The sequence below is a fragment of the Pseudomonas sp. DR48 genome (assembly GCF_019823085.1).
GTDB lineage: Bacteria > Pseudomonadota > Gammaproteobacteria > Pseudomonadales > Pseudomonadaceae > Aquipseudomonas.
Map to the genome: position 1 here is coordinate 1,437,410 of NZ_CP081946.1, position 20,672 is coordinate 1,458,081.

Genomic DNA, 20,672 nt, shown 5'->3' on the forward strand with positions numbered 1-20,672 from the left:
GTGGCAAGCTTCAAGCTGCAAGTAAAAGCGGTTCGTTTACTTGTGGCTTGAGGCAGGCGCTTGCTTCTTCATCGCTTTTTTGCAGCCGTGAGTTGCGGGCTTCAACAACAAGAGTCGGTGCGCCGTTCTCTTGCAGCTTGAAGCTTGCAACTTGCAGCTGGAGGCCCCCTCCATGTCCCAAGACCGTCGCTACAGCTTCGAGTTCTTCCCTACGAAGACCGACGCTGGGCATGAAAAGCTGCTCGCCACTGCTCGTCAGCTGGCTACGTACAACCCCGATTTCTTCTCCTGCACCTATGGCGCTGGCGGTTCGACCCGTGATCGAACCCTCAATACCGTGTTGCAACTCGAAAGCGAAGTCAAAGTCCCTGCCGCACCGCACCTGTCCTGCGTTGGCGACAGCAAGGCCGACCTGCGCGGCCTGCTGGCTCAATACAAGACCGCCGGCATCAAGCGTATCGTCGCCCTGCGCGGTGACCTGCCGTCGGGCATGGGCATGGCCAGCGGCGAATTGCGCCACGCCAACGACCTGGTTGAATTCATTCGTGAAGAGACCGGCGATCATTTCCATATCGAAGTCGCCGCTTACCCGGAAATGCATCCGCAAGCGCGCAATTTCGAAGACGATCTGAACAACTTCGTGCGCAAGGCCAACGCTGGCGCCAACAGCGCCATCACCCAGTACTTCTTCAACGCCGACAGCTACTTCTACTTCGTCGAGCGTGTACGGGCGAAGGGCGTGAACATCCCGATCGTGCCAGGCATCATGCCGATCACCAACTACAGCAAGCTCGCGCGCTTCTCCGACGCCTGCGGTGCGGAAATCCCGCGCTGGATCCGCAAGCAACTGGAAGCCTACGGCGACGACACCCAGAGCATTCAAGCCTTTGGCGAACAAGTCATCACCGAAATGTGCGAACGCCTGTTGCAAGGTGGCGCACCGGGGCTGCACTTCTACACATTGAATCAGGCTGAAGCGAGTCTGGCGGTGTGGAACAACCTGAAGTTGCCGCGCTAAAAGCAGGATCAAGAGATCGCAGCCTCGTTTCACTCGACAGCTCCTGCACAAATCCCTGTAGGAGCTGTCGAGTGAAACGAGGCTGCGATCTTTTGCGTTTAACGCCCGAACCAGAGCTTCTGGATCCAGTTTCTGGCTCTTTATGATTTCTCGTCGTAATCTCAAGCCATGCCTCTGATCGCGCAGTTACTCACCGTGTTTCTTTTTACTTGCCTGAGCTTTGCCGCCCGGGGCGAGAAGCTGCGCATTGTCACGGAACCGTGGGCGCCGTACGTGTACGAGGAAAACGGTAAATCCCTGGGCCTGGATTACGAAACCACGGCCATCGTCTTCAAACGCCTGGGGATCGAGGTGGACTGGCAGTTCCTGCCATGGAAACGCTGCCTTTCGATGCTTGAAACGGGTCAAGCGGACGGTGCGCTGGATATTTTCCACAGCGACGAACGCGACGCGACGCTGCTCTACCCCAGCGAACCGCTGTCGGAAGTCGAGTTCGTGATGTTCTACGCCAACGAGCGCCCTCACCCCTTCCGCACCCTGGACGACCTCAAAGGCCTGACCATCGGCACCTCGCCCGGTTATCTGTACAGCCAGGACTTCAGGGAATCGACCTTGTTCACACGGGAACCGGCGCCGACTCATGAGGCCAACTTCGGCAAACTGGTGCGCGGGCGCATCGACTTGCTGATCACCGATCGCCGGGTCGGTCAGCATTTGCTCGATGAGCTGGGCATCCGCGACAAGATCACTGAAAACCCTACCGTCATCAGCCACCAGAGCCAGTTTTTGGCAGTACGCCGCAATGCCGGCATGGATTTGCTGGTGCAGCGCTTCGGTGCCGAACTCAAGCGCTTCAAGCGCGAGCCCGCCTATGCCGAGCTGAGCGCCCGTTACGGCGCCGATCCAGTCAACAATGTGAAAGCGGCCAGCGCCTCCTCGACCCTCGTAAAAACCGTTGAGCAGCAGGAAAGCGGCGCGCAGTGATTGCTCTGTTATACTCCGGCCTTCCCGCCAGGCTCACGCCCGGACGCTCGGAATCGTTCAAGGCATCTCGACCCCGCTACAGCGCAGCTTTTCAGCCCGCGCGAGCGCTCCAGACGAGCCTTCGAAACCCAGCAGGACCGGACGGGATTGCGTTCCTCTTAAACGCCATTCGCGCCAGGCAAGACTCCCATTGGGCCAAGCCCTAACTAAAACAGGATTACTCATGTCCTTTGCTTCCCTCGGTCTCTCCGAGGCTTTAGTCCGCGCCATCGAGGCAGCGGGCTATACCGAGCCTACTCCGGTGCAACAGCGGGCCATTCCCGCCGTGTTGCAAGGTCGCGACCTGATGGTCGCGGCACAGACAGGTACTGGTAAAACCGGCGGCTTCGCCCTTCCGATTCTGGAGCGGTTGTTCCCCAATGGTCACCCGGACAAATCCCAGCGTCACGGCCCGCGCCAACCACGCGTACTGGTCCTGACCCCTACCCGCGAACTCGCGGCTCAAGTGCACGAGAGCTTCAAGGTCTATGCCCGTGACCTGAAGTTCGTCAGCGCCTGCATCTTCGGCGGCGTCGGCATGAACCCACAGGTTCAGGCCATGTCCCGTGGTGTCGACGTGCTGGTGGCCTGCCCTGGCCGCCTGCTCGACCTCGCCGGTCAAGGCAGCGTCGATTTGTCCCACGTGGAAATCCTCGTGCTGGACGAAGCCGACCGCATGCTCGACATGGGCTTTGTCCATGACGTGAAGAAGGTCCTGGCCCGTCTGCCGAGCAAACGTCAGAACCTGCTGTTCTCGGCGACGTTCTCCAAAGACATCACCGACCTTGCCGGCAAGCTGCTGCACAACCCGGAACGCATCGAAGTCACGCCGCCGAACACCACGGTCGAGCGCATCGAACAGCGCGTATTCCGTCTGCCGGCCAACCACAAGCGTTCGCTGCTGGCGCATTTGATCACCGCAGGCGCCTGGGAACAGGTGCTGGTGTTCACCCGCACCAAGCACGGCGCCAACCGCCTGGCCGAGTACCTGGACAAACACGGCCTCTCCGCCGTCGCGATCCACGGCAACAAGAGCCAGAACGCGCGCACCAAAGCCCTGGCCGACTTCAAGGCTGGCGAAGTGCGCATCCTGGTTGCCACCGACATCGCCGCTCGCGGTCTGGACATCGACCAGTTGCCACACGTGGTCAACTTCGAACTGCCGAACGTCGATGAAGATTACGTCCACCGTATCGGCCGTACTGGCCGTGCCGGTCGTTCGGGCGAGGCGATCTCGCTGGTCGCTCCCGACGAAGAAAAGCTGCTCAAAAGCATCGAGCGCATGACCAAGCAGAAGATTGCCGACGGCAATCTGATGGGCTTCGACTCCAGCGCTGTAGAAGCCGAGAAACCTGAAGTCCGCGAGCGTCCGGATGTGCGTAACCCGCGCAACCCACGTGGCCCGCGCGGCGACGGTCCGACCGGCACAGGCGGTGGCGGCGGTCGTAAAGACAAAGGCAAGGACAAGGGCGGCAAGGAAAAACCGGCGGCCACTGGTCGCGGCGATCGTCCGGCCCGTGAACACAAGCCACGCGAAGGCACGCCGGCTCGCGAACAACAGCGTCCAGCGCCTCGCGCTGCCGCTGACCGTGCTCCGGACGAGTTCCTGGACGACGACGTGGATAACTTCGGTAACCGCGTTGATTACGTGCCTCAGGCCAAACCGGCCCAGGGCCGTGGCCGCCGTCCGGGTGCTCCGGCACAAGGCGCGGCAGCTGGCACAGGTGCTCCACGCACCGGCGGCAAGCCTCAGGGTCGCCAAAGCGGTCCACGCAGCAGCGATGGCGCGACCACCGGCACTCCGCCGGCCAAGCGCAGCGGCCCACGCAACGGCGCTCCACGTGACGGTCAAGCCCGTCGCGAAGAGTCGCGCAACCGTCGTCCGGCTCGTGACGATCAGCCGCGTTCGGAACCAGCCGTGCAAAACCCGCGCGGCCCGGCACCGAAGATCATTCACAAGGAGTCGAAAACCGATCGTTTCCCGACCCCTGAGCAACTTGATCAACTGCCAGGCCGTCCTCGCGGTGAAAAACCAGCCTTGCTGACCCGCAATCGCTAAGTTATCGCCGCAATGAAAAATGCCCCTGATCGCAAGATCCGGGGCATTTTTTTAGCCTGATGAAAAACCCTGTGGGAGCGGGCTTGCCCGCGAAGGCGTCAATCCAGCCAACACCTATATTGCCTGATCCACCGCAATCGCGGGCAAGCCCGCTCCCACAATGTTTCGCATTGTCTGAACAGGTTTTGGTGGGCAATAAAAAACGCCCCTGACCGTGAGGCCGGGGGCGTTTTTGTGTCAGGCGAGAAAGTTACTTCGCTTTGACACCTTCAAAGGTGACGTACAGATCAACAGCATCGGACTGTGGACCCAGGTCCATCATCTTGCCGAAATCAGAACGCTTGATGCTGGTAGTGCCTTCAAAACCGGCACGGTAGCCGCCCCATGGATCCTTGCCTTCACCCAGGAAAGTGGCCTTGACCACGACTGGCTTGGTGACACCCGCAATGGTCAGGTCGCCGGCCACGTCGGCAGTGACTTTACCGTCGGCGTTTTTGCCGGTGGTTTTAACGCTGGTGGACACGAACGTGGCTTTAGGGAAATCAGCCACTTTCAGGAAGTCTTTGCTGGAGATGTGCTTGTCGCGTTCAGCGTTGTTGGTAAACACGCTGGCGGTGTTCACGTTGAACTCGATCTTGCTGTCTTCAGGCTTGGCTGCGTCGAAGCTGAACTTGCCGTCGATGTCCTTGAAGGTACCGGTGATGTAGCTGTAGCCCAGGTGGCTGATCTTGAAGTCGACGAAGGCGTGCTGCCCGGTTTTGTCGACAACATAGTCAGCCGCCATCACGTTGGCGGACAACAGTGCAGAACCGATTGCCAGAGCGGCGAGAGTCTTTTTCAACATGTCTTGTATTCCTTGAGGGGCTAAGTTGAACGTCAGGCTTTACGACCCAGCATTCGTTTCAGTGTCACATCACGATCGATGAAGTGGTGCTTCAAAGCTGCCAACGCATGGAGACCGGAAAAAATCACCAGCAACCAGGCCAGGTAGAGATGAATCGCACCGGCGTTATCTGCCTGGTCCGGTAGCCCGGAAACCAGTGCAGGCACTTCAAACCAGTCAAACACCGGAATCCCGACACCTTCGGCGGTGGAAATCAGGTAACCGGCAATCATCACAGCGAACAAACAGAGATACAGAAAGGCATGCCCGAACTTGGCGCCAAGGCGCGTCATGCGGCTGTAACTGCTCAGCGTAGGCGGCGGTGGGCTGATGAAGCGCCACAATACGCGCAATACCATGACAGCCAGCAGGATCAAACCGATGCTCTTGTGCAGATCAGGTCCTGCCTTGCGCCATGGATCGTAGTAGCCGAGACCGACCATCCACAAACCCAGGCCGAACAAACCGAAGACTGCCAGCGCTACGCCCCAGTGCATGAAGATGCTGACCCAGCCGTAGCGAGAAGTAGAGTTTCGTAGTTGCATTGCCGAGTCCCTGTAAGTGCTGGCCCAAGACTATCGATTTACTTATCGAATTAAAGCGGAAAATTTCGCTTTGAAATATCGAGAAATACGATCAAGAGTCTGTAAGGCATCTGTTAAGGAAAGATTAAAGACCCAGTGTGCGGAAAAAATCGAAGTCCACCTAATGAACACTTCCGTCACTTGGTTTATTCGATTCTTTGAACCTGGTTTTCTTCGGGCATAAAAAAAGCGCGGCATCTGTGCCGCGCTTTTCTTCACCCCAAAGCCTTACTGCGCTTTGGTTTCAGTCGCTGCCGGGGCAGTCGCAGCAGGTTTAGCCGCGGGTTTCTTGGCCGCTGGTTTAGCCGCTGCCTTTTTAGTCTCGGTTTTGGCCGCAGGCTTCTTCGCACCATGTTTGGTTGCGGCTTTTTTAGCGGGCTCGGCTTTGGTCGGCTCCACAGGCTTCGGTGCTTCCACGGGCGCAGGGGCCGGTGTTGGCACTGGAGCAGGCGTCGGTGCTGGCGGAGTTACAGGCTCTGGCGCCTTGACCGGTTCCGGTTTCTTGTCATCACTCGACGAACCACTGAACAGGTTGGTGAAGAAGTTGCCTTTCTTCGCCGCCACCGCGCCGGCTGCAACAGCCGTCGCTGCCGGAACCACCTTCGCTGGCTCAAACGACTTGCCGGCGGCCAGGTCTTCAACCTGGCTGGCTGCACGCTGACCGGTGCGCAATGCGCCTTCCAGAGTGCCCGGGTACAAGGTGTCGGTGTGCTCACCGGCGAACGCTACGCGTTGCAGCGGACGTTCCCACAAGCGCCAGTATTTGCTGATCTGGCCAGGACCGAAGGCCAGGTAAGCGCCGCCCATCGACGGGTCGGTGCTGTAGCGGCGGATTTCATAACCGGTGAACGAACCGCGTGCCTGTGGATAAAACGCGTGAAGACGAATCAGCACCTGATCGGCCATCTGCTTGTCACCGAAGGCCTGCATCACCCGCGCGTTGTCGCCGGAAATGTTGATCACTACGTTGGCGCCGCCCTTCAGGGCCGGCTCGACCCACAACATGCCCAGGCCGGTGTTGCTGTAGATCTCGCCGGACATGCGCGCCTTGCTTTCCCAAACTGGCGTCTTGAATTTCAGCATGATCTGGTCACGCCAGCCGTAGTTGGTGCCGCTGATGGCGCCCATGTGCTGAGCATCCAGGGACGGGGTCATCTGGATCTTGCTCAGGGCACGCAATGGCACTGCAACCACGACGTAATCCGCCTGATAGCCAACGCTGCCGACTTTGACGGTCACGCCGTCCTTGTCCTGCGTGATGCTCGACACCGGGGAACTGGTCTTGATGGTTTTCAGCTGCTTGACGAAGGCCTGGGCCAACACCGGGCTACCACCGAGCAAGCGCGAAGCGCGCAGGTCACGGTCGGAGACGCCAAGGTAGACACGGTTTTGCTGTGCGAAGTACAGCAGCGACAGGCGCGAAGGCTCGTCATAACGGGTACGGATCTGCTGATTCACCAGCTGACGTGCAGTGGCGGGCAGGCTCAGACGATCGAGCCAGTTGGCCACGTTGATCTGATCCAGAGCGAACAAGGTGTTGTTGGCCGCCGGATTCTGTGGGTCTTCAATCGAGCGTGCCAAGTCATCCAGGGTTTTTTCGTAGCGCTTGAGCGCATCGCTGGTGGCCGGTTCCTTGGTCGCCAGGTCGGCAGCGGTGTAATACACGCCGTCGATCAGGTAGCCCGGCGTCCGCACGAATTCAGGGGCTGGCGTGGTGCTCAGCTTGAAGGTCGATACGTATTTGTTCAGGACCGGCTGGGTCTTGTCGTTGCCGATCCATTCACTGGTGGCCATGCCGGAGCGACCGCCCAGGCTCGGCTTGGCTTCCAGCAGGGTCACCTGCCAGCCTTTGTTCTGCAGTTCGTAAGCTGCGGTGAGGCCCGAGAGCCCGCCGCCGATCACGATCGCGGTTTTATCCTTGGCCAGCGCAGACACGCTGAACAGCCCCAACATCACCAGCGCACAGGCGCGCAGCCAACCAGCAGACATTCAGCGAACTCCGGAAATACACGAGGAAATAGCGGTTTTAGGAGCCAGACGACTCAAAGAACCGCGAAGAATACGTCAGCCATCAAAAGGCCGCCAGCGACGTCTTTACTCCCTATACAAAGTAGTTCAAACCACACAATAGGTTGTCCCCAGGCGACGCATTGCATAGGCTTGCGCGATTGTTTGCCCGCGCCTGTCGCGAGCCGCCTCGAGGAGACTGAAAATGGGCCTGAATAATCAGTGGATGCAACGCGATCTCGCCGTGTTGTGGCATCCCTGCACCCAGATGAAAGACCACGAACAGCTGCCGCTGATCCCGATCAAGCGCGGTGAAGGCGTCTGGCTGGAAGACTTCGAAGGCAAACGCTACCTCGACGCAGTCAGTTCCTGGTGGGTCAACGTGTTTGGCCACGCCAACCCGCGCATCAACCAGCGCATCAAGGATCAGGTCGACCAACTGGAACACGTGATTCTGGCCGGTTTCAGCCATCAGCCAGTGATTGAGCTGTCCGAGCGCCTGGTGAAGATGACCCCGGAAGGCCTGACCCGATGCTTCTACGCCGATAACGGTTCGTCCTGCATCGAAGTCGCGCTGAAAATGAGCTTTCACTACTGGCTCAACCGCGGCCAGCCGAACAAGAAGCGCTTCGTCACCCTGACCAACAGCTACCACGGTGAAACCATGGCGGCGATGTCGGTGGGCGACGTGCCGCTGTTCACCGAGACTTACAAGGCGCTGCTGCTCGATACCATCAAGGTGCCGAGCCCCGATTGCTACCTGCGCCCCGAAGGCATGAGCTGGGAAGAACACTCGCGCAACATGTTCGCCGCCATGGAACAGACCCTGGCCGAGCATCACGACACCGTCGCCGCGGTGATCGTCGAGCCGCTGATCCAGGGCGCCGGCGGCATGCGCATGTATCACCCGGTGTACCTCAAACTGCTGCGCGAAGCCTGCGACCTCTACGGCGTGCACCTGATCCACGACGAAATCGCCGTTGGCTTCGGTCGCACCGGGACGATGTTCGCCTGTGAACAGGCAGGCATCCGTCCGGACTTCCTCTGCCTGTCCAAAGCCCTTACCGGCGGTTATCTTCCGCTGGCGGCGTGCGTGACGACCGACGATGTCTACAGCGCTTTCTACGACGACTACCCGACCCTGCGCGCCTTCCTGCATTCGCACAGCTACACCGGCAATCCGCTGGCGTGCGCCGCAGCCCTGGCGACGCTGGATATCTTCGAAGAAGACAACGTCATCGAAAACAACAAAGCCCTGGCGCAGCGCATGGCCTCCTCCACCGCGCATCTGGTCGATCACCCGAACGTGTCGGAAGTGCGCCAGACCGGCATGGTGCTGGCCATCGAGATGGTCAAGGACAAAGCAACGAAAGAAGCTTATCCGTGGCAGGAGCGTCGCGGCTTGAAGGTGTTCCAGCATGCATTGGAGCGCGGTGCTTTACTTCGTCCATTGGGCAGCGTGGTGTATTTCCTGCCGCCGTACGTGATTACACCCGAGCAGATCGACTTTCTGGCCGAAGTGGCCAGCGAAGGCATCGACATCGCGACCCGTAACAGCGTCAGCGTTTCGGTGCCGAAAGACTTTCACCCGGGCTTCCGCGATCCGGGCTAATTGAGCAACGCTCGTTCCCACGCTCTGCGTGGGAATGCAGCCCGGGACGCTCTGCGTCCCAGAAGCGGACGCAGAGCGTCCGGTGAGGCATTCCCACGCAGAGCGTGGGAACGATCAATTCAAAGAGAACCCGCATGAGACTGTCCCGCTTCTTTATCGACGCCCCCTTGAGCACTGGCGAACACGAGTTGCCCGAGGCCCAGGCCCATTACATCAGTCGCGTGCTGCGCATGGCCGAGGGTGATGCGCTGCAGCTGTTCGACGGCTCGGGCCAAGAGTTTCGCGCCACACTGGTGGAGGTCGGCAAGAAGCGCGTCGTGGTGCAAATCGATGAAAGCTTTGCCGGTCAGGTCGAGTCGCCCTTGCAGATCCATCTTGGCCAGGGCTTGTCCCGTGGCGAGCGCATGGACTGGGCGATTCAGAAGGCGACCGAACTGGGCGTCACTGAAATCACCCCGATCTTCAGCGACCGTTGCGAAGTCCGGCTCAAGGACGAACGCGCCGACAAACGCCTGATGCATTGGCGCCAGGTGGCAATCAGCGCATGTGAACAATGCGGGCGTTCAAGAGTGCCGGTCATTCACCCACCACTGCTGCTGGCGGACTGGTTGAAGCAGACCGAGGCTGAACTGAAGTTGGTGCTGCATCCAGTGGCTGAGCCGTTGGTGAGTCATGCGAAGCCCGCGACCTTGGCGTTCCTGATTGGCCCCGAGGGTGGGTTGTCGGATGCTGAAGTGGATCAGGCTCAGTCTGCAGGCTTTCACGCCGCCCGCCTCGGCCCTCGGGTGTTGCGCACTGAGACTGCGCCAGTAGTGGCGCTTGCGGTTGCCCAGCAGCTTTGGGGCGACTTCTAAGACGCTATCGCGGGCAAGCCCGCTCCCACAAGGACGCCGCCGTACCTGTGGGAGCGGGCTTGCCCGCGATGGCCGCACCTCGGTCTACAAGACATAAAACAGAATCGCCACAAAGTGCAGCAAACTCCCGGCGATCACGAACAGATGCCAGATCCCGTGGGCATGCCGCAGGCGATGATCCAGGGCAAAAAAGATAATCCCCACGGTGTACAAGATGCCGCCCGACGCCAGCCAGGCGAACCCCGCAGTGCCCAGCGCGGCCATCAGCGGCTTGACCGCCACCAGCACGATCCAGCCCATCACGGCGTAAATAACGATCGACAGAATCCGCGCTTCCGAGCGCGGCTTGATCTCTTGCAGGATGCCAATCAGCGCCAGGCCCCAGACAATCCCGAACAACGTCCAGCCCCACGGCCCGCGCAGGGTGACCAGGCAGAAAGGTGTGTAGCTGCCGGCAATCAGCAGGTAGATCGAAAAGTGATCGACCTTCTGCATGATCGCTTTCTTGCGCCCGCGCACGCTGTGATACACGGTCGACGCGCTGTAGAGCACCATCAAGGTAAACCCGTAAATCGCCACGCTGACGATCTTCCATGGGCTGCCGTCCATGCTGGCAATCACCAGCATCCACACCACTCCGACCGTCGCCGCCACCGCCCCGACCAGATGCGTCCAGGCATTCAATCTTTCCCCGTGATACATGTATTGCTCACCTCTGAATTCGCTACAACATTGCGCAAGGCTCAAGCCTTGAGCGTAAAAGCGCAATGTTTCAAACACAAATCCCCTGTAGGAGCTGTCGAGTGAAACGAGGCTGCGATCTTTTGACCTTGTTTCTAAAAAATCAAAGTCAAAAGATCGCAGCCTCGTTTCACTCGACAGCTCCTACAAGAAGCCGCATGCGTGCACAATCGAGCTATTCGAATAAGAGCGATGCCCATGCTGATTGACGAAGAGTTGACCCTGAAAAAACTCGAGGTGTTCCTGGCCTTCATGCGCACCGGCAATCTGGCCCGGGCCGCCGCCGAGTTGCAGACCAGCAACGTCAGCGTGCACCGAGCCATCCATTCCCTGGAAAGCGCCCTGCGCTGCCCACTGTTCAAACACGAAGGGCGCAACCTCACACCGCTGGAAAGCGCCTATGTCCTGGAAGAACGGGCGCAAAAGCTGATTCAGGACGTGGTCGAAACCGTGCGCCTGACCCGCGAAGCCGCCGGGTTCTCCGCTGAACGCTTCAAGCTTGGCTCGCTGTATTCGCTGACCGTGAAAACCGTGCCGCAACTGATCATGGGCCTGAAGATCCGTCGCAGCGAGCTCAATATCGACCTGATCCTCGGCTCGAATTTCGACCTGTTGTACAAGCTCAAGAACATGGAAGTCGATGCGATTCTGGTGTCCCTGGACGACAGCGTCAACGACCCGGACTGCGAGCAGATTCAGCTGTTTTCCGATGACATTTTCCTCGCCACGCCGGCGGATTCGAAATTCGCCCAACGCACGGAAGTCGACCTCGCCGAAGTCCGCGACGAGACGTTCATTACCCTGACCCAGGGTTTTGCCACGCATCAGGACGGCAATCGGGTGTTCAAGCAGGCGGGGTTCGAGCCGAAGGTGGCGATGCAGGTCAACGACATCTTTACCCTGCTGAGCATGGTCAGCTCCGGGGTCGGTTATGCGTTGCTGCCGGGGAGGATCGCGGCGGTGTACGAGAATCGGGTCAAGCTGATTCCGTTGCAGGAAAAGTATCGATTGCAGCAACACATCGGCGTGGTGTTCTTGAAGGCCAAGGAGCGCGATCCGAACTTGCTGGCGCTGCTGGCGGAGTGTCGGATGTATGCCAACCGGCATGCTTAAGACCGCGGCGCCCCCTTCGCGAGCAAGCCCGCTCCCACAGGAGAATGCATTCCAATGTGGGAGCGGGCTTGCTCGCGAAGGCGTCGGAACACTCAGTGATGATCTACCGGCTTAACCAACAATCCCGCGAACAATGAAGTACAACAACGATGGCCCCAGCAGGCACCCAAGCCCGGTGTGGAAGGTCGCCGTCAACGCGCCATAAGGCACCAGCCGCCGATCCGTTGCCGCCAACCCGGCTGTCACGCCACTCACCGTCCCGGCCAGACCGCCAAAGACCATCGCCGAGCGCGGGTTATCCAGCCCCATCCATTTCGCCGCCATCGGCGTGCCGACCATCACGAAAATCGCCTTGATCAGCCCGGTGGCAATCGACAACGCCACCACATCCGAGCTCGCGCCAATCGCCGCGCCGGTCACTGGCCCGACGATGTAAGTCACCGCGCCCGCGCCGATGGTGGTCATGCTGATCGCATCGCGGTAACCGAAGGCCCAGGCAATGCTCGCCCCGACAATGAACGGCAGGATCGTGCCCAGCAACAGCGCAATCGCGCCGATCAAACCAGCCTTTTTCGCTTCGGTGGCCTGCACTTCGAACGCCGTCGCAACGATGGCAAAGTCTCGCAGCATGGCGCCGCCCATCAGGCCGATGCCGGAAAACAGCGACAGGTCCGCCAGGCCTTTTTGCCCACCGCTCATGGTGCCGCCGACCCAGGCCAATACCAGGCCAATCACAATGGCAATTGCTGAACCGTGAATCCGTCCGAACGTCAGGCGCTTGGACAACACCACCGACACCCACATGATCACGCCGACAAAGGCAAACGCAGTGATCAGACTGTTATTGACCAGGCCCTTCTGGATGAGCTCCCACATATCAGCGGCCTCCTACTGGGGTGCCGACCGGCGTGATGTCCACCGGTTCATCGGGCAAAGGTTCACCTTTGTGAGTCCGGCTGATCAAGGCAATGGTGCAGCCGCAAATCACGACCGAGCCGATTGCCGCCAACACCGCCACCGGGCCACCGTGAAGGGCCGCGACGACGTTCTGTTGCGCAGCCATCGCGACCACCACCGGAATGTACATCGCGCCCCAGAAACCGACGCCCATCTCGCAATCCTTGGTCATGCCGCCGCGTTTTTGCATCCACAACCGCGCGCAGATCAGCAGGATCATCGCGATCCCGACGCCACCGACGTTTGATTTCACGCCGAGCAACACACCGAGCAGGTCACCCAATATCACCCCTGCCAGCGTACAGATCGCCAACAGCGCCACACCGTAAATAATCATTGTTGTAGTCCTCAAAGTGCATCGTCGAATGTTGTTTTTGTTGTTCGAAGGCCTGAGTCGGTGTTTAAAGTTGGCGGCTTCCCTCCTCACGCAACAGCGCTTGCAAGGTATCGAGGCGCGCACCGTCGAAGGCAATCACGGTGCCCTGCTCGAACACCCGGCGCGCCAGCCCGGTCAACACCGCACCGGGCGGCAGTTCGATCTGTAGACGTACGCCGCGCTCGTAGGCGCTCTGTACGGTGCCGCGCCAATCCACCACGCGGCACATGTTGAACGCCAGGTCGTCGCGCAAGGCGTCAATGTTGATGACGGGCCGGGCGCGACTGCCGCTCAGGTAACCCAGAGTCGGTGTTTTCAACTGCACGTTGGCGAAGGCTTCGGCCAGGGTTTTGGCCGGGGCATCCAACAAAGGGCAGTGCGACGGCACACTCACAGCCAGGCGCTTGGCCAGGCCTGCACCGCGACTTTTCGCCAACTGCGCGACGGCTGCCATCGCCCCATCGCTGCCGGCAATGACCACTTGGTTATCGGCGTTGATATTGGCCAGGTACACCGGCTTATCAACGCTGTGAACCTGCGCCAGTAAACCTTCCACAGTCGCCAGATCCAGGCCGATGATCGCGGTCATGCCATAGCCCTGAGGATACGCCTGCTGCATCAACTCGCCGCGCAGGCGCACCAGCAGCAACGCATCGCTGAAGCTCAAGGCCCCCGCCACCACTGCCGCCGGATAGGCGCCGATGGACAAGCCCGCAACGTAATCCGGCGCCATCGATAACTGGCGCGACGCCGCAACACCGGCAATCAACAAGCAGAGTTGAACCGCCCGTGTCGACTTCAACGCTTCGGCAGAATCCAGCAGCAACGCATCTTCGCCGAGCACCTCGCTCGCCTCGATCAACGTTTCACGAGGCAAACCGTGGAGCATGCCCGGCTGCTGCGCGCCTTGGCCGGGGAACACCAGCAAACTGCTCACGCTGCTTGCTCCTGCGGGTTCCACGGATCGATCACCAGACAGGCTTCGCCGGCCTTTTTCAGCAATACACGCTGCGCAGAACCGGCCCATTCCCGCAGCGCAATGGCGCCGAAAGGCGTCTGCAACTGCATGTCCACCGGGCACACAGCCGCCTCAAGCATGTTCAACAGGTCCTGCGCCTGAGAACGCGCCAGCGGTTGCGGCGTGCGCAGGATCAAGTCCAGATCACTGCCCTCGTGCAAGGCTTGAATACCACTGGCCAGCTCAAAACCGGCGCTGCCGCTGACGCCCCACACCCAACCGCAGCCATCGAGCAGCGGCCGCAGTTGATGGAGGGCGTGTACGGCTGGCAAATCCCGATCAATCAAAACATGGCAAAGCGCTTCCGGTTTCACGCAGCGGGAAATCACATCGACTGACATCACCGTTGCATGGCGCTGCTCACGCAACCGCCCACGCACCCCGACCGCCACTTGCCCCTGCGCGCTCAACGCGCGCCGAACCACCACCGGCTGACCCGCACCGAGCGAGTCGATCACCCATGAAGGCGCGTGCGCAGGCAACTGCTCCGGAGTCATGCCCCAGAGCAGGTCGTGGGCCAGAAGCGTGTTCACCACTGCGCTCTCAGCAATTGGCGAACCGTGCTTGACGCTGCACGATTGGTGGCGCCCAAGCGGCTGCTCAAGTCGCGACCGCTGGCGGCAACATCGTCAATCGCCAGGCTCAGGCATTCAGAAACCCGTGCCAGATCGGCTGATGTCGGTTGTTCGATCTGCTCCACCGACAAGGTTTCCCACAGCAGTCCAAGGCTGGCGTAGCTGTCGATGTCATAGGCCATCGGCGGCACGCTGGCGGCCAACACTTCAAGTTCCTCGACGCTGCGCAGCGTCACCCGCGCCGCCGACGCCTTGCCCATGGCATGCACCATCACGCCCGGATCACGCAGCGCGATCAACCGATTGGCCTGATACCCGTGCGCCAGAAACGCGCCGGACATCGCCTTGCCCACCAGCAAACCGATAACCGCATGGCCGGCCAGTCGGGCGCGGGCATAACTGTCCGCCGCACCGGCCAATGCCTGATGAATGCCGAGTGCTTCTTCGCGCCGACCGTAGGCCTGGCTCGGCACATCGACGATGGCGATCAAGGCGCGCTTGTGCGCTTTGTCAGCATCAGCGCTGATGACGTCATCCACCGCTTTGGCCAACCCCCAGCCTTCCAGCAGCCCGACCTCGCCATTGCGCGCACGGACGAACCGGTTGTCAGGATCAGCCACCACGGCGATGAAGCGAACAGGCTGGTCACCCAACACGCCGTCAGCCACCTTCAACGAAGCCGGCAAACCCTCCACCGGTTTCGCGCCCGCACTCAAGGCGTTAAACCAGTTCAGGCCCCTCAGGGAATACGTGCTCATGAGCGCTCTCCTTGATACAGATCGCGAACCACTGACGGCTCGATTTGCGGTGCGGCGTCCAGACGGGCCAGGCGTTGCAGGTACAACTCGGCCTGACGACTGCGCTGCTGCGCTGGCAAACCGCGCTTGAGCAATTGGCTGACCTGTTGCTGAACCTGCGCCACATCGTCGGCAACAAAACCATCCACCAAACCGCTGGCGAAACGTTGCTCGCCACCGGTCAGGCTCCAGATGAAAGGACGATCCCGGGAGTCGTATTCCTCAAGCCCGGCTTCCTGTTCGATCACTTGCGGACCGTTCAGGCCCAGACGCGCTTCCTGGGTCACCAGCAAATAGCTGCACAGCCCGGCAGCAATCGACATCCCGCCAAAGCAACCGACGCTGCCGGCGACCACGCCAACCACCGGTTGGTACTGGCGCAGATCGACAATCGCCGCATGAATATCGGCAATCGCCGCCAGCCCGAGATTGGCTTCCTGCAAGCGCACACCACCGGTTTCCAGCAGCAACACGGCGCGGGTCGGGATGCCGTTGCGGTTGTCTTCGGCGGCCAGTTCCAAGGCGCCGGCCATCTTCGCCCCGCCGACTTCGCCGAGGCTGCCGCCCTGGAAGGCGCCTTCAATGGCGGCGATGACCACCGGCAAACCATCGATGCTGCCCTTGGCAATTACCACGCCGTCATCGGCCTGCGGCACCACGCCCTGACGTGACAGCCACGGCGACATGACCCGTTGAAACGGGTCGAGCAACTCGCGGTAGGTGCCGGCGTCGAGCAAGGCCTTGGCCCGTTGCCGGGCACCGAGTTCGACGAAGCTGTGTTTGTTGAGGAGTTCTGCATTGTCAGTCATGGCTGATCTCCTCGAAGCCTTGTTCCAGACGCAAACGCACCACGCCAGGCGTCGCGCCGAAATCGTGGATATCGATGGCCATCGCCGGCGGTGTCTGACCGTCGAACATCCGCGCAAACAGCTGCTGCCAGCGTTGTTCGGCGCCATTGACCGAGGTCTGCACCTTGATCGTCAGTGTGCCGGACTGACCCGGTTCGATCATCACTTCCAGATCGCCCGAGCCGACGCAGCCCACCAGCGTGCGGCCCCGTGATGGCTGACCGGCAGGAAATTCAAAGGATAAGGTTTCCATCAAAAAGCTCCCTGGATAACGCCGTCGCAGGACTCGATACGGTCGATGAACAGGCAGGCTGCGAGCAAGTCGGCAGCGCCGCCGGGCGAGGCATTCAATGCGATTAATTGTTGGTCCAGCTCATGCAGTCGGCGGCGACCGGCGAGGCTGGCACTGCCGCCTGCGTCGAGCACGGCTTGAGCACCGAGTTGCATGGTGTGCAGGCCCAGTTCGCCTGCGCGGTAGAGCACGCAGGTGTCGGCCAGTCGGGTCATGATCGCCAGCAAGGCATCGAGCCGGGCGTTCTGTTCGCCGTGGCCGGCGGCGCGGCTGCGTTTGAGTTGTGGCAGCGCGCGCTGAATCACCGCAGGGAAACCCAGTTGTGCTTCTTCACGGGCACCGCGTGCACCGTAACGTTGGGCGACCTGGGCGCCGTGGCTCAAAGGACGTGGTGCGTAACGGTCGTCGAGCAAGGCCAGGCGTGCGGCGCGCAAAGCGACTGCGCTCGCGTCACTGGATTGAGGTTCCAGCGCGGCGCCAGTGACCAAAAGACCCAACGCCCAGATTGCTCCGCGATGGGTGTTCACGTCGCGGGTGGTGGCGAGCATCTCTTGCTCCCCGTCACGACCGATCTGTCCAATGGCTTCGCGCAATGGCAGACCGACCTCGCCAAATTCGATGGCTGCTTCGGCCATTTCCTTGAACGCTGGCCACAAGGACAGCGCCGAGGCGTGCATCAGTCCCAAGTGCAAATCGGTATGCGCGCCATTGCCGCGACGGTCGACCAGCGCCGGTTTCGGCGACAGGTCTGCTTCGTCTATCAGCGCGTCCACGGCCATGTCCGCCAGCCGTTCAGCCAGGGTGAGGGTTTTCGGTTGCAGGTTGAATGCGTGCATTACCAGCTCCTGAACTTGGCGGGCGGGTTGTAGAGACCGCCGGACCACTCGACCAGATCGGCCACGCTCTTGGCGGCGAGCAGTTCGCGGGTGGCATCGGTACGGCGGATGCCGAGGTCTTCGGGCAAGGCGATCAGGCCTTCGCGGCGCATGCGCGCGGTGTCTTTGGGGTTATGGCGCAGGCCGATGACCGTCACACCGGCGACCGCGGCGATCATCGCCTGGCGCTCTTCCAGCGAACGCGCCTTGTACAGGTAGGCGATGCCTTCTTCGGTCAGCAGGTGAGTGACGTCGTCGCCGTAGACCATGATCGGCGCCAGCGGCATGCCGCTTTTTTTCGCCACGTCGATGGCATCGAGGGTTTCGACGAAGGTCGGTTTGCCGCCCTCCTGAAAGGTCTCGACCATTTGCACCACGAGTTTTTTACCGCGCTCGAGCATCGGTTCGGCCACGTCGGTGTGGCGCATGTCGAGCCAGGCCGGGGTGCTGTGACGGCGACCGCGCGGGTCGTGGCCCATGTTCGGCGCCCCGCCGAAACCAGCCAGGCGCCCGCGTGTCACGGTGGAGGAATGGCCATCGCCATCGACTTGCAGGGTCGCACCGATGAACAGGTCCACCGCGTATTGCCCGGCGAGCTGACTGAACATCCGGTTGGAGCGCAGCGAGCCATCGCGCCCGGTGAAGAACACATCCGGCCGCGCCGCGATGTAGTTTTCCATCCCCAGTTCGGTGCCGAAGCAATGCACACTTTCGACCCAGCCGCTTTCGATAGCCGGGATCAGGGTCGGGTGCGGATTGAGGGTCCAGTTGCGGCAGATCTTGCCTTTGAGGCCCAGGGATTCGCCGTAGGTCGGCAGGATCAATTCGATGGCGGCGGTGTTGAAGCCGATGCCATGGTTCAACGACTGGACGTTGTGTTTTTCGTAGATCCCACGGATCGCCATCATCGCCATCAACACGTGCACTGGCTTGATGTGGCGCGGGTCGCGGGTGAACAGCGGCTCGATGTAGAACGGCTTGTCGGCCACCACCACGAAATCGACCCAGGATGCGGGGATGTCGACGCGAGGCAGGTCGCTGACATCGTCCACCAATTGGTTGACCTGAACGATGACGATGCCGTCGCTGAAGGCCGCCGGTTCAATCAATGCCGGGGTGTCTTCGGTGCTGGGGCCTGTGTAGATGTTGCCGGCGCGGTCGGCCATGAAACCGGCCGAAAGCACGACGTTGGGGATCAGGTCCACCACCAGCCGCGCATAGAGTTCGATGTACGTGTGAATCGCGCCGATTTCCAGCAGGCCGTCTTCCAGCAACTGGCTGATGCGCAGGCTCTGGGTGCCGGCGAAGGAGAAATCGAGCTTGCGGGCAATGCCGCGTTCGAACAGGTCAAGGTGCTCTGAGCGACCGACGCTGGGCATGATCATGTGCAGGTCATGCAGCTTGGCCGGATCGGCCTTGACCAGGGAGCGGGAAAGGAAATCCGCCTGCTTCTGGTTATTGCCCTCCAGCACCACACGGTCGCCGGGCAGGATCAATGCCTCCAGCGCGGCGACTATTTTGTCGGTGGGCAACACCACACCGTCGGCCAGATCCCGCACAAGCGCCAGACGCCGCTGCTTTTCGCTGCGCCGCCGCGTCCATCGCGAGTCGGGGGATATTGTTGTTGTCATGACCACTCCACGGGTTCGCTGTCGTGGGTGTCACCTTAGGAGCGTTGGGTCGGCGGCATCAATCAAGCACAGAGACGGATCGTTACGATCACCGTAACGATCGTTCCCACGCTCTGCGTGGGAATGCAGCCCGGGACGCTCTGCGTCCCATCCAGAGCCGAACGCGGAGCGTCCGTAGAGGCATTCCCACGCGGAGCGTGGGAACGATCAGGTCCGCGATGCTTTCAATCGATCCACAGCGGAACGCATCAGCCCTTCACATTCCTTGCGATCCGATGGCTCGGCTTTCAATCCGCCGCTACGTAACAGGTTCTCCAGATTCTCGTTGCTGCCCATCCTTGGACTCCAAAGGGTTTTCCCCCATCAGGTTGATCTTGTCCTGCTGCGCTACCCGCACGACGAAGCTGTTTTCAGCCGCCAGTTTTGCGGCCCAGTCATCGGGGGTGTAGAGCGTCGGGTTGAGGACGCGGCCTAGTTGCTCCTCCAGAGGCATAAGCCGCTCCATCACTTCACTGTAGTGCAGGCCTTCGCCGATCAGCATGAGATCAATGTCACTGGATGCGTTTGCCGAATCCTTGGCGATTGAACCGTACACAAATGCCCAGGTGATCTGTTCTGCAAAGGGTTGAAGCGCCTGGCGCAGAGGCTCGGCGATGCCAAAAGTTTTGCGGGCGATGCCCAACAGCTCGGCATAGATCGGGCATTGCGGATTGGCCTGATAGTGGGTCTGGTTGCCCTGGCGGCTCAGGGTCAACACGCCTGCCTGTTGCAACCGGTCCAGCTCGCGCATGAGGCTGCCTTTACCCACTTGAGCCCAGCGGGCGATTTCGTTGGCGTAAAAACTTCGATCGGGTTTGCCGAACAACAAGCCCAGCACTTTTTGCTGAGTGGTGGTGAACAGAGCTTCGCTGAGAGAAAGGTTTTTCACAGTGGCAACCGATGAGTCCCAAAAAGGGAACGATAGGTCCCTTTTTGGGAATCTTCAACTTTCGCCAGTGGATTGAGGCTTTGTCATGATCGTTCCCACGCGGACGGTTCGACGCCTCGACGTGGGAACGATCAACCTTTGCCGGTCGATTGGAGGTTTGTGTTTAAAAGTTTGTCCGCCGGAAGGGTGGGAGGCTACACAGCGTGACGTCGCCACCTACAGCAATGCCGGAAGCCGCTGACTGGTGGGGTTTTGTGTTGAGCTTTATCGTTTGTGGGTCGCTGACAACTCAGCGACCGGGTCTGGAATCCCGAGGTGTAGAAGGCGCAATAGCGCCCCCTCATGACGTATGCTTGCGCACCTTTAATGTGTGCGCTCAGTTATGGCGGCTGTGCGCGGGAGACCTTCGGGTCTACCGGGTTTTCTCCACCTCGGGTTCCAGCCCGCGTACAGCTGCCACCCCTTCGGCTGGAACCGAAGG

General features: G+C 60.6%; 20 protein-coding genes. 6 read left to right on the forward strand and 14 right to left on the reverse strand.

The features are described 5' to 3' along the window. The first annotated feature begins 172 nt into the window (after window positions 1-172). The 3 genes from metF (at window position 173) to K5K95_RS06625 (ending at window position 4,100) form a co-directional block, all read left to right on the forward strand. The gene (gene metF / locus K5K95_RS06615) at window positions 173-1,018 is read left to right on the forward strand and encodes a methylenetetrahydrofolate reductase [NAD(P)H] (RefSeq protein ID WP_222588810.1); all 846 of its coding nucleotides are present in this window, start codon (window positions 173-175) and stop codon (window positions 1,016-1,018) included. A gap of 168 nt (window positions 1,019-1,186) precedes the next feature. Beyond that, window positions 1,187-2,002, forward strand: coding sequence for a substrate-binding periplasmic protein (locus K5K95_RS06620; protein ID WP_222588811.1), 816 nt, complete (start codon window positions 1,187-1,189; stop codon window positions 2,000-2,002). A gap of 223 nt (window positions 2,003-2,225) precedes the next feature. After that, on the forward strand, window positions 2,226-4,100 hold the full coding sequence (locus K5K95_RS06625) for a DEAD/DEAH box helicase (RefSeq protein WP_222588812.1): 1,875 nt from the start codon (window positions 2,226-2,228) through the stop codon (window positions 4,098-4,100). A 250-nt stretch (window positions 4,101-4,350) separates the two neighbouring features. On the opposite strand, the gene K5K95_RS06630 is transcribed toward K5K95_RS06625, so the two are convergent. The 3 genes from K5K95_RS06630 to K5K95_RS06640 all read right to left on the reverse strand — a co-directional run bounded on the left by K5K95_RS06630 (window position 4,351) and on the right by K5K95_RS06640 (window position 7,556). Continuing rightward, window positions 4,351-4,944 (reverse strand): YceI family protein, encoded by a 594-nt coding sequence (locus K5K95_RS06630; protein ID WP_027926598.1) that lies wholly within the window; start codon window positions 4,942-4,944, stop codon window positions 4,351-4,353. 32 nt (window positions 4,945-4,976) lie between these two features. Then, window positions 4,977-5,528 carry a cytochrome b gene (locus K5K95_RS06635; protein WP_222588813.1) on the reverse strand — a complete coding sequence of 184 codons (552 nt, stop codon included), beginning with the start codon at window positions 5,526-5,528 and terminating at the stop codon, window positions 4,977-4,979. Window positions 5,529-5,795: 267 nt separating this feature from the next. Next, window positions 5,796-7,556, reverse strand: a complete 1,761-nt coding sequence (locus K5K95_RS06640) for a flavin monoamine oxidase family protein (protein WP_222588814.1) — start codon at window positions 7,554-7,556, stop codon at window positions 5,796-5,798. 223 nt (window positions 7,557-7,779) lie between these two features. Between K5K95_RS06640 and K5K95_RS06645 the strand changes: the two genes are divergently transcribed. Both K5K95_RS06645 and K5K95_RS06650 read left to right on the forward strand, forming a co-directional pair. Continuing rightward, window positions 7,780-9,186, forward strand: a complete 1,407-nt coding sequence (locus K5K95_RS06645) for an adenosylmethionine--8-amino-7-oxononanoate transaminase (protein ID WP_222588815.1) — start codon at window positions 7,780-7,782, stop codon at window positions 9,184-9,186. Between the two features lie 134 nt (window positions 9,187-9,320). Beyond that, window positions 9,321-10,040 carry a 16S rRNA (uracil(1498)-N(3))-methyltransferase gene (locus K5K95_RS06650; RefSeq protein WP_222588816.1) on the forward strand — a complete coding sequence of 240 codons (720 nt, stop codon included), beginning with the start codon at window positions 9,321-9,323 and terminating at the stop codon, window positions 10,038-10,040. 84 nt (window positions 10,041-10,124) lie between these two features. On the opposite strand, the gene trhA is transcribed toward K5K95_RS06650, so the two are convergent. Continuing rightward, window positions 10,125-10,742: a PAQR family membrane homeostasis protein TrhA gene (gene trhA / locus K5K95_RS06655; RefSeq protein ID WP_208671064.1), complete on the reverse strand. Its 618-nt coding sequence runs from the start codon at window positions 10,740-10,742 to the stop codon at window positions 10,125-10,127. Between the two features lie 237 nt (window positions 10,743-10,979). Here trhA and K5K95_RS06660 point away from each other — a divergent pair, with 237 nt between their 5' ends. After that, complete coding sequence (locus tag K5K95_RS06660; RefSeq protein ID WP_222588817.1) at window positions 10,980-11,894, forward strand: LysR substrate-binding domain-containing protein; 915 nt, start codon at window positions 10,980-10,982, stop codon at window positions 11,892-11,894. Between the two features lie 111 nt (window positions 11,895-12,005). On the opposite strand, the gene madM is transcribed toward K5K95_RS06660, so the two are convergent. The 10 genes from madM to K5K95_RS06710 all read right to left on the reverse strand — a co-directional run bounded on the left by madM (window position 12,006) and on the right by K5K95_RS06710 (window position 20,191). Next, window positions 12,006-12,770: a malonate transporter subunit MadM gene (madM, locus tag K5K95_RS06665; RefSeq protein WP_222588818.1), complete on the reverse strand. Its 765-nt coding sequence runs from the start codon at window positions 12,768-12,770 to the stop codon at window positions 12,006-12,008. Between the two features lies 1 nt (window position 12,771). Continuing rightward, window positions 12,772-13,188 (reverse strand): malonate transporter subunit MadL, encoded by a 417-nt coding sequence (gene madL, locus K5K95_RS06670; RefSeq protein WP_208671061.1) that lies wholly within the window; start codon window positions 13,186-13,188, stop codon window positions 12,772-12,774. 64 nt (window positions 13,189-13,252) lie between these two features. Then, window positions 13,253-14,164, reverse strand: a complete 912-nt coding sequence (gene mdcH / locus K5K95_RS06675; protein WP_222588819.1) for a malonate decarboxylase subunit epsilon — start codon at window positions 14,162-14,164, stop codon at window positions 13,253-13,255. Next, the gene (locus K5K95_RS06680; protein WP_222588820.1) at window positions 14,161-14,781 is read right to left on the reverse strand and encodes a malonate decarboxylase holo-ACP synthase; all 621 of its coding nucleotides are present in this window, start codon (window positions 14,779-14,781) and stop codon (window positions 14,161-14,163) included. Before K5K95_RS06680 ends, mdcH begins: the two co-directional genes overlap by 4 nt. Then, window positions 14,775-15,578 carry a biotin-independent malonate decarboxylase subunit gamma gene (mdcE, locus tag K5K95_RS06685; RefSeq protein ID WP_222588821.1) on the reverse strand — a complete coding sequence of 268 codons (804 nt, stop codon included), beginning with the start codon at window positions 15,576-15,578 and terminating at the stop codon, window positions 14,775-14,777. Before mdcE ends, K5K95_RS06680 begins: the two co-directional genes overlap by 7 nt. Further along, the gene (locus tag K5K95_RS06690) at window positions 15,575-16,426 is read right to left on the reverse strand and encodes a biotin-independent malonate decarboxylase subunit beta (RefSeq protein WP_222588822.1); all 852 of its coding nucleotides are present in this window, start codon (window positions 16,424-16,426) and stop codon (window positions 15,575-15,577) included. The genes mdcE and K5K95_RS06690 overlap by 4 nt, the downstream gene beginning before the upstream one ends. Next, on the reverse strand, window positions 16,419-16,718 hold the full coding sequence (locus K5K95_RS06695; protein WP_222588823.1) for a malonate decarboxylase subunit delta: 300 nt from the start codon (window positions 16,716-16,718) through the stop codon (window positions 16,419-16,421). Before K5K95_RS06695 ends, K5K95_RS06690 begins: the two co-directional genes overlap by 8 nt. After that, window positions 16,718-17,593: a triphosphoribosyl-dephospho-CoA synthase gene (locus K5K95_RS06700; protein WP_222588824.1), complete on the reverse strand. Its 876-nt coding sequence runs from the start codon at window positions 17,591-17,593 to the stop codon at window positions 16,718-16,720. The genes K5K95_RS06695 and K5K95_RS06700 overlap by 1 nt, the downstream gene beginning before the upstream one ends. Further along, window positions 17,593-19,263 carry a malonate decarboxylase subunit alpha gene (gene mdcA / locus K5K95_RS06705; protein WP_222588825.1) on the reverse strand — a complete coding sequence of 557 codons (1,671 nt, stop codon included), beginning with the start codon at window positions 19,261-19,263 and terminating at the stop codon, window positions 17,593-17,595. The genes K5K95_RS06700 and mdcA overlap by 1 nt, the downstream gene beginning before the upstream one ends. Before the next feature lie 298 nt (window positions 19,264-19,561). Further along, on the reverse strand, window positions 19,562-20,191 hold the full coding sequence (locus tag K5K95_RS06710; RefSeq protein WP_109635569.1) for a nucleotidyltransferase domain-containing protein: 630 nt from the start codon (window positions 20,189-20,191) through the stop codon (window positions 19,562-19,564). Between the last annotated feature and the right edge of the window lie 481 nt (window positions 20,192-20,672).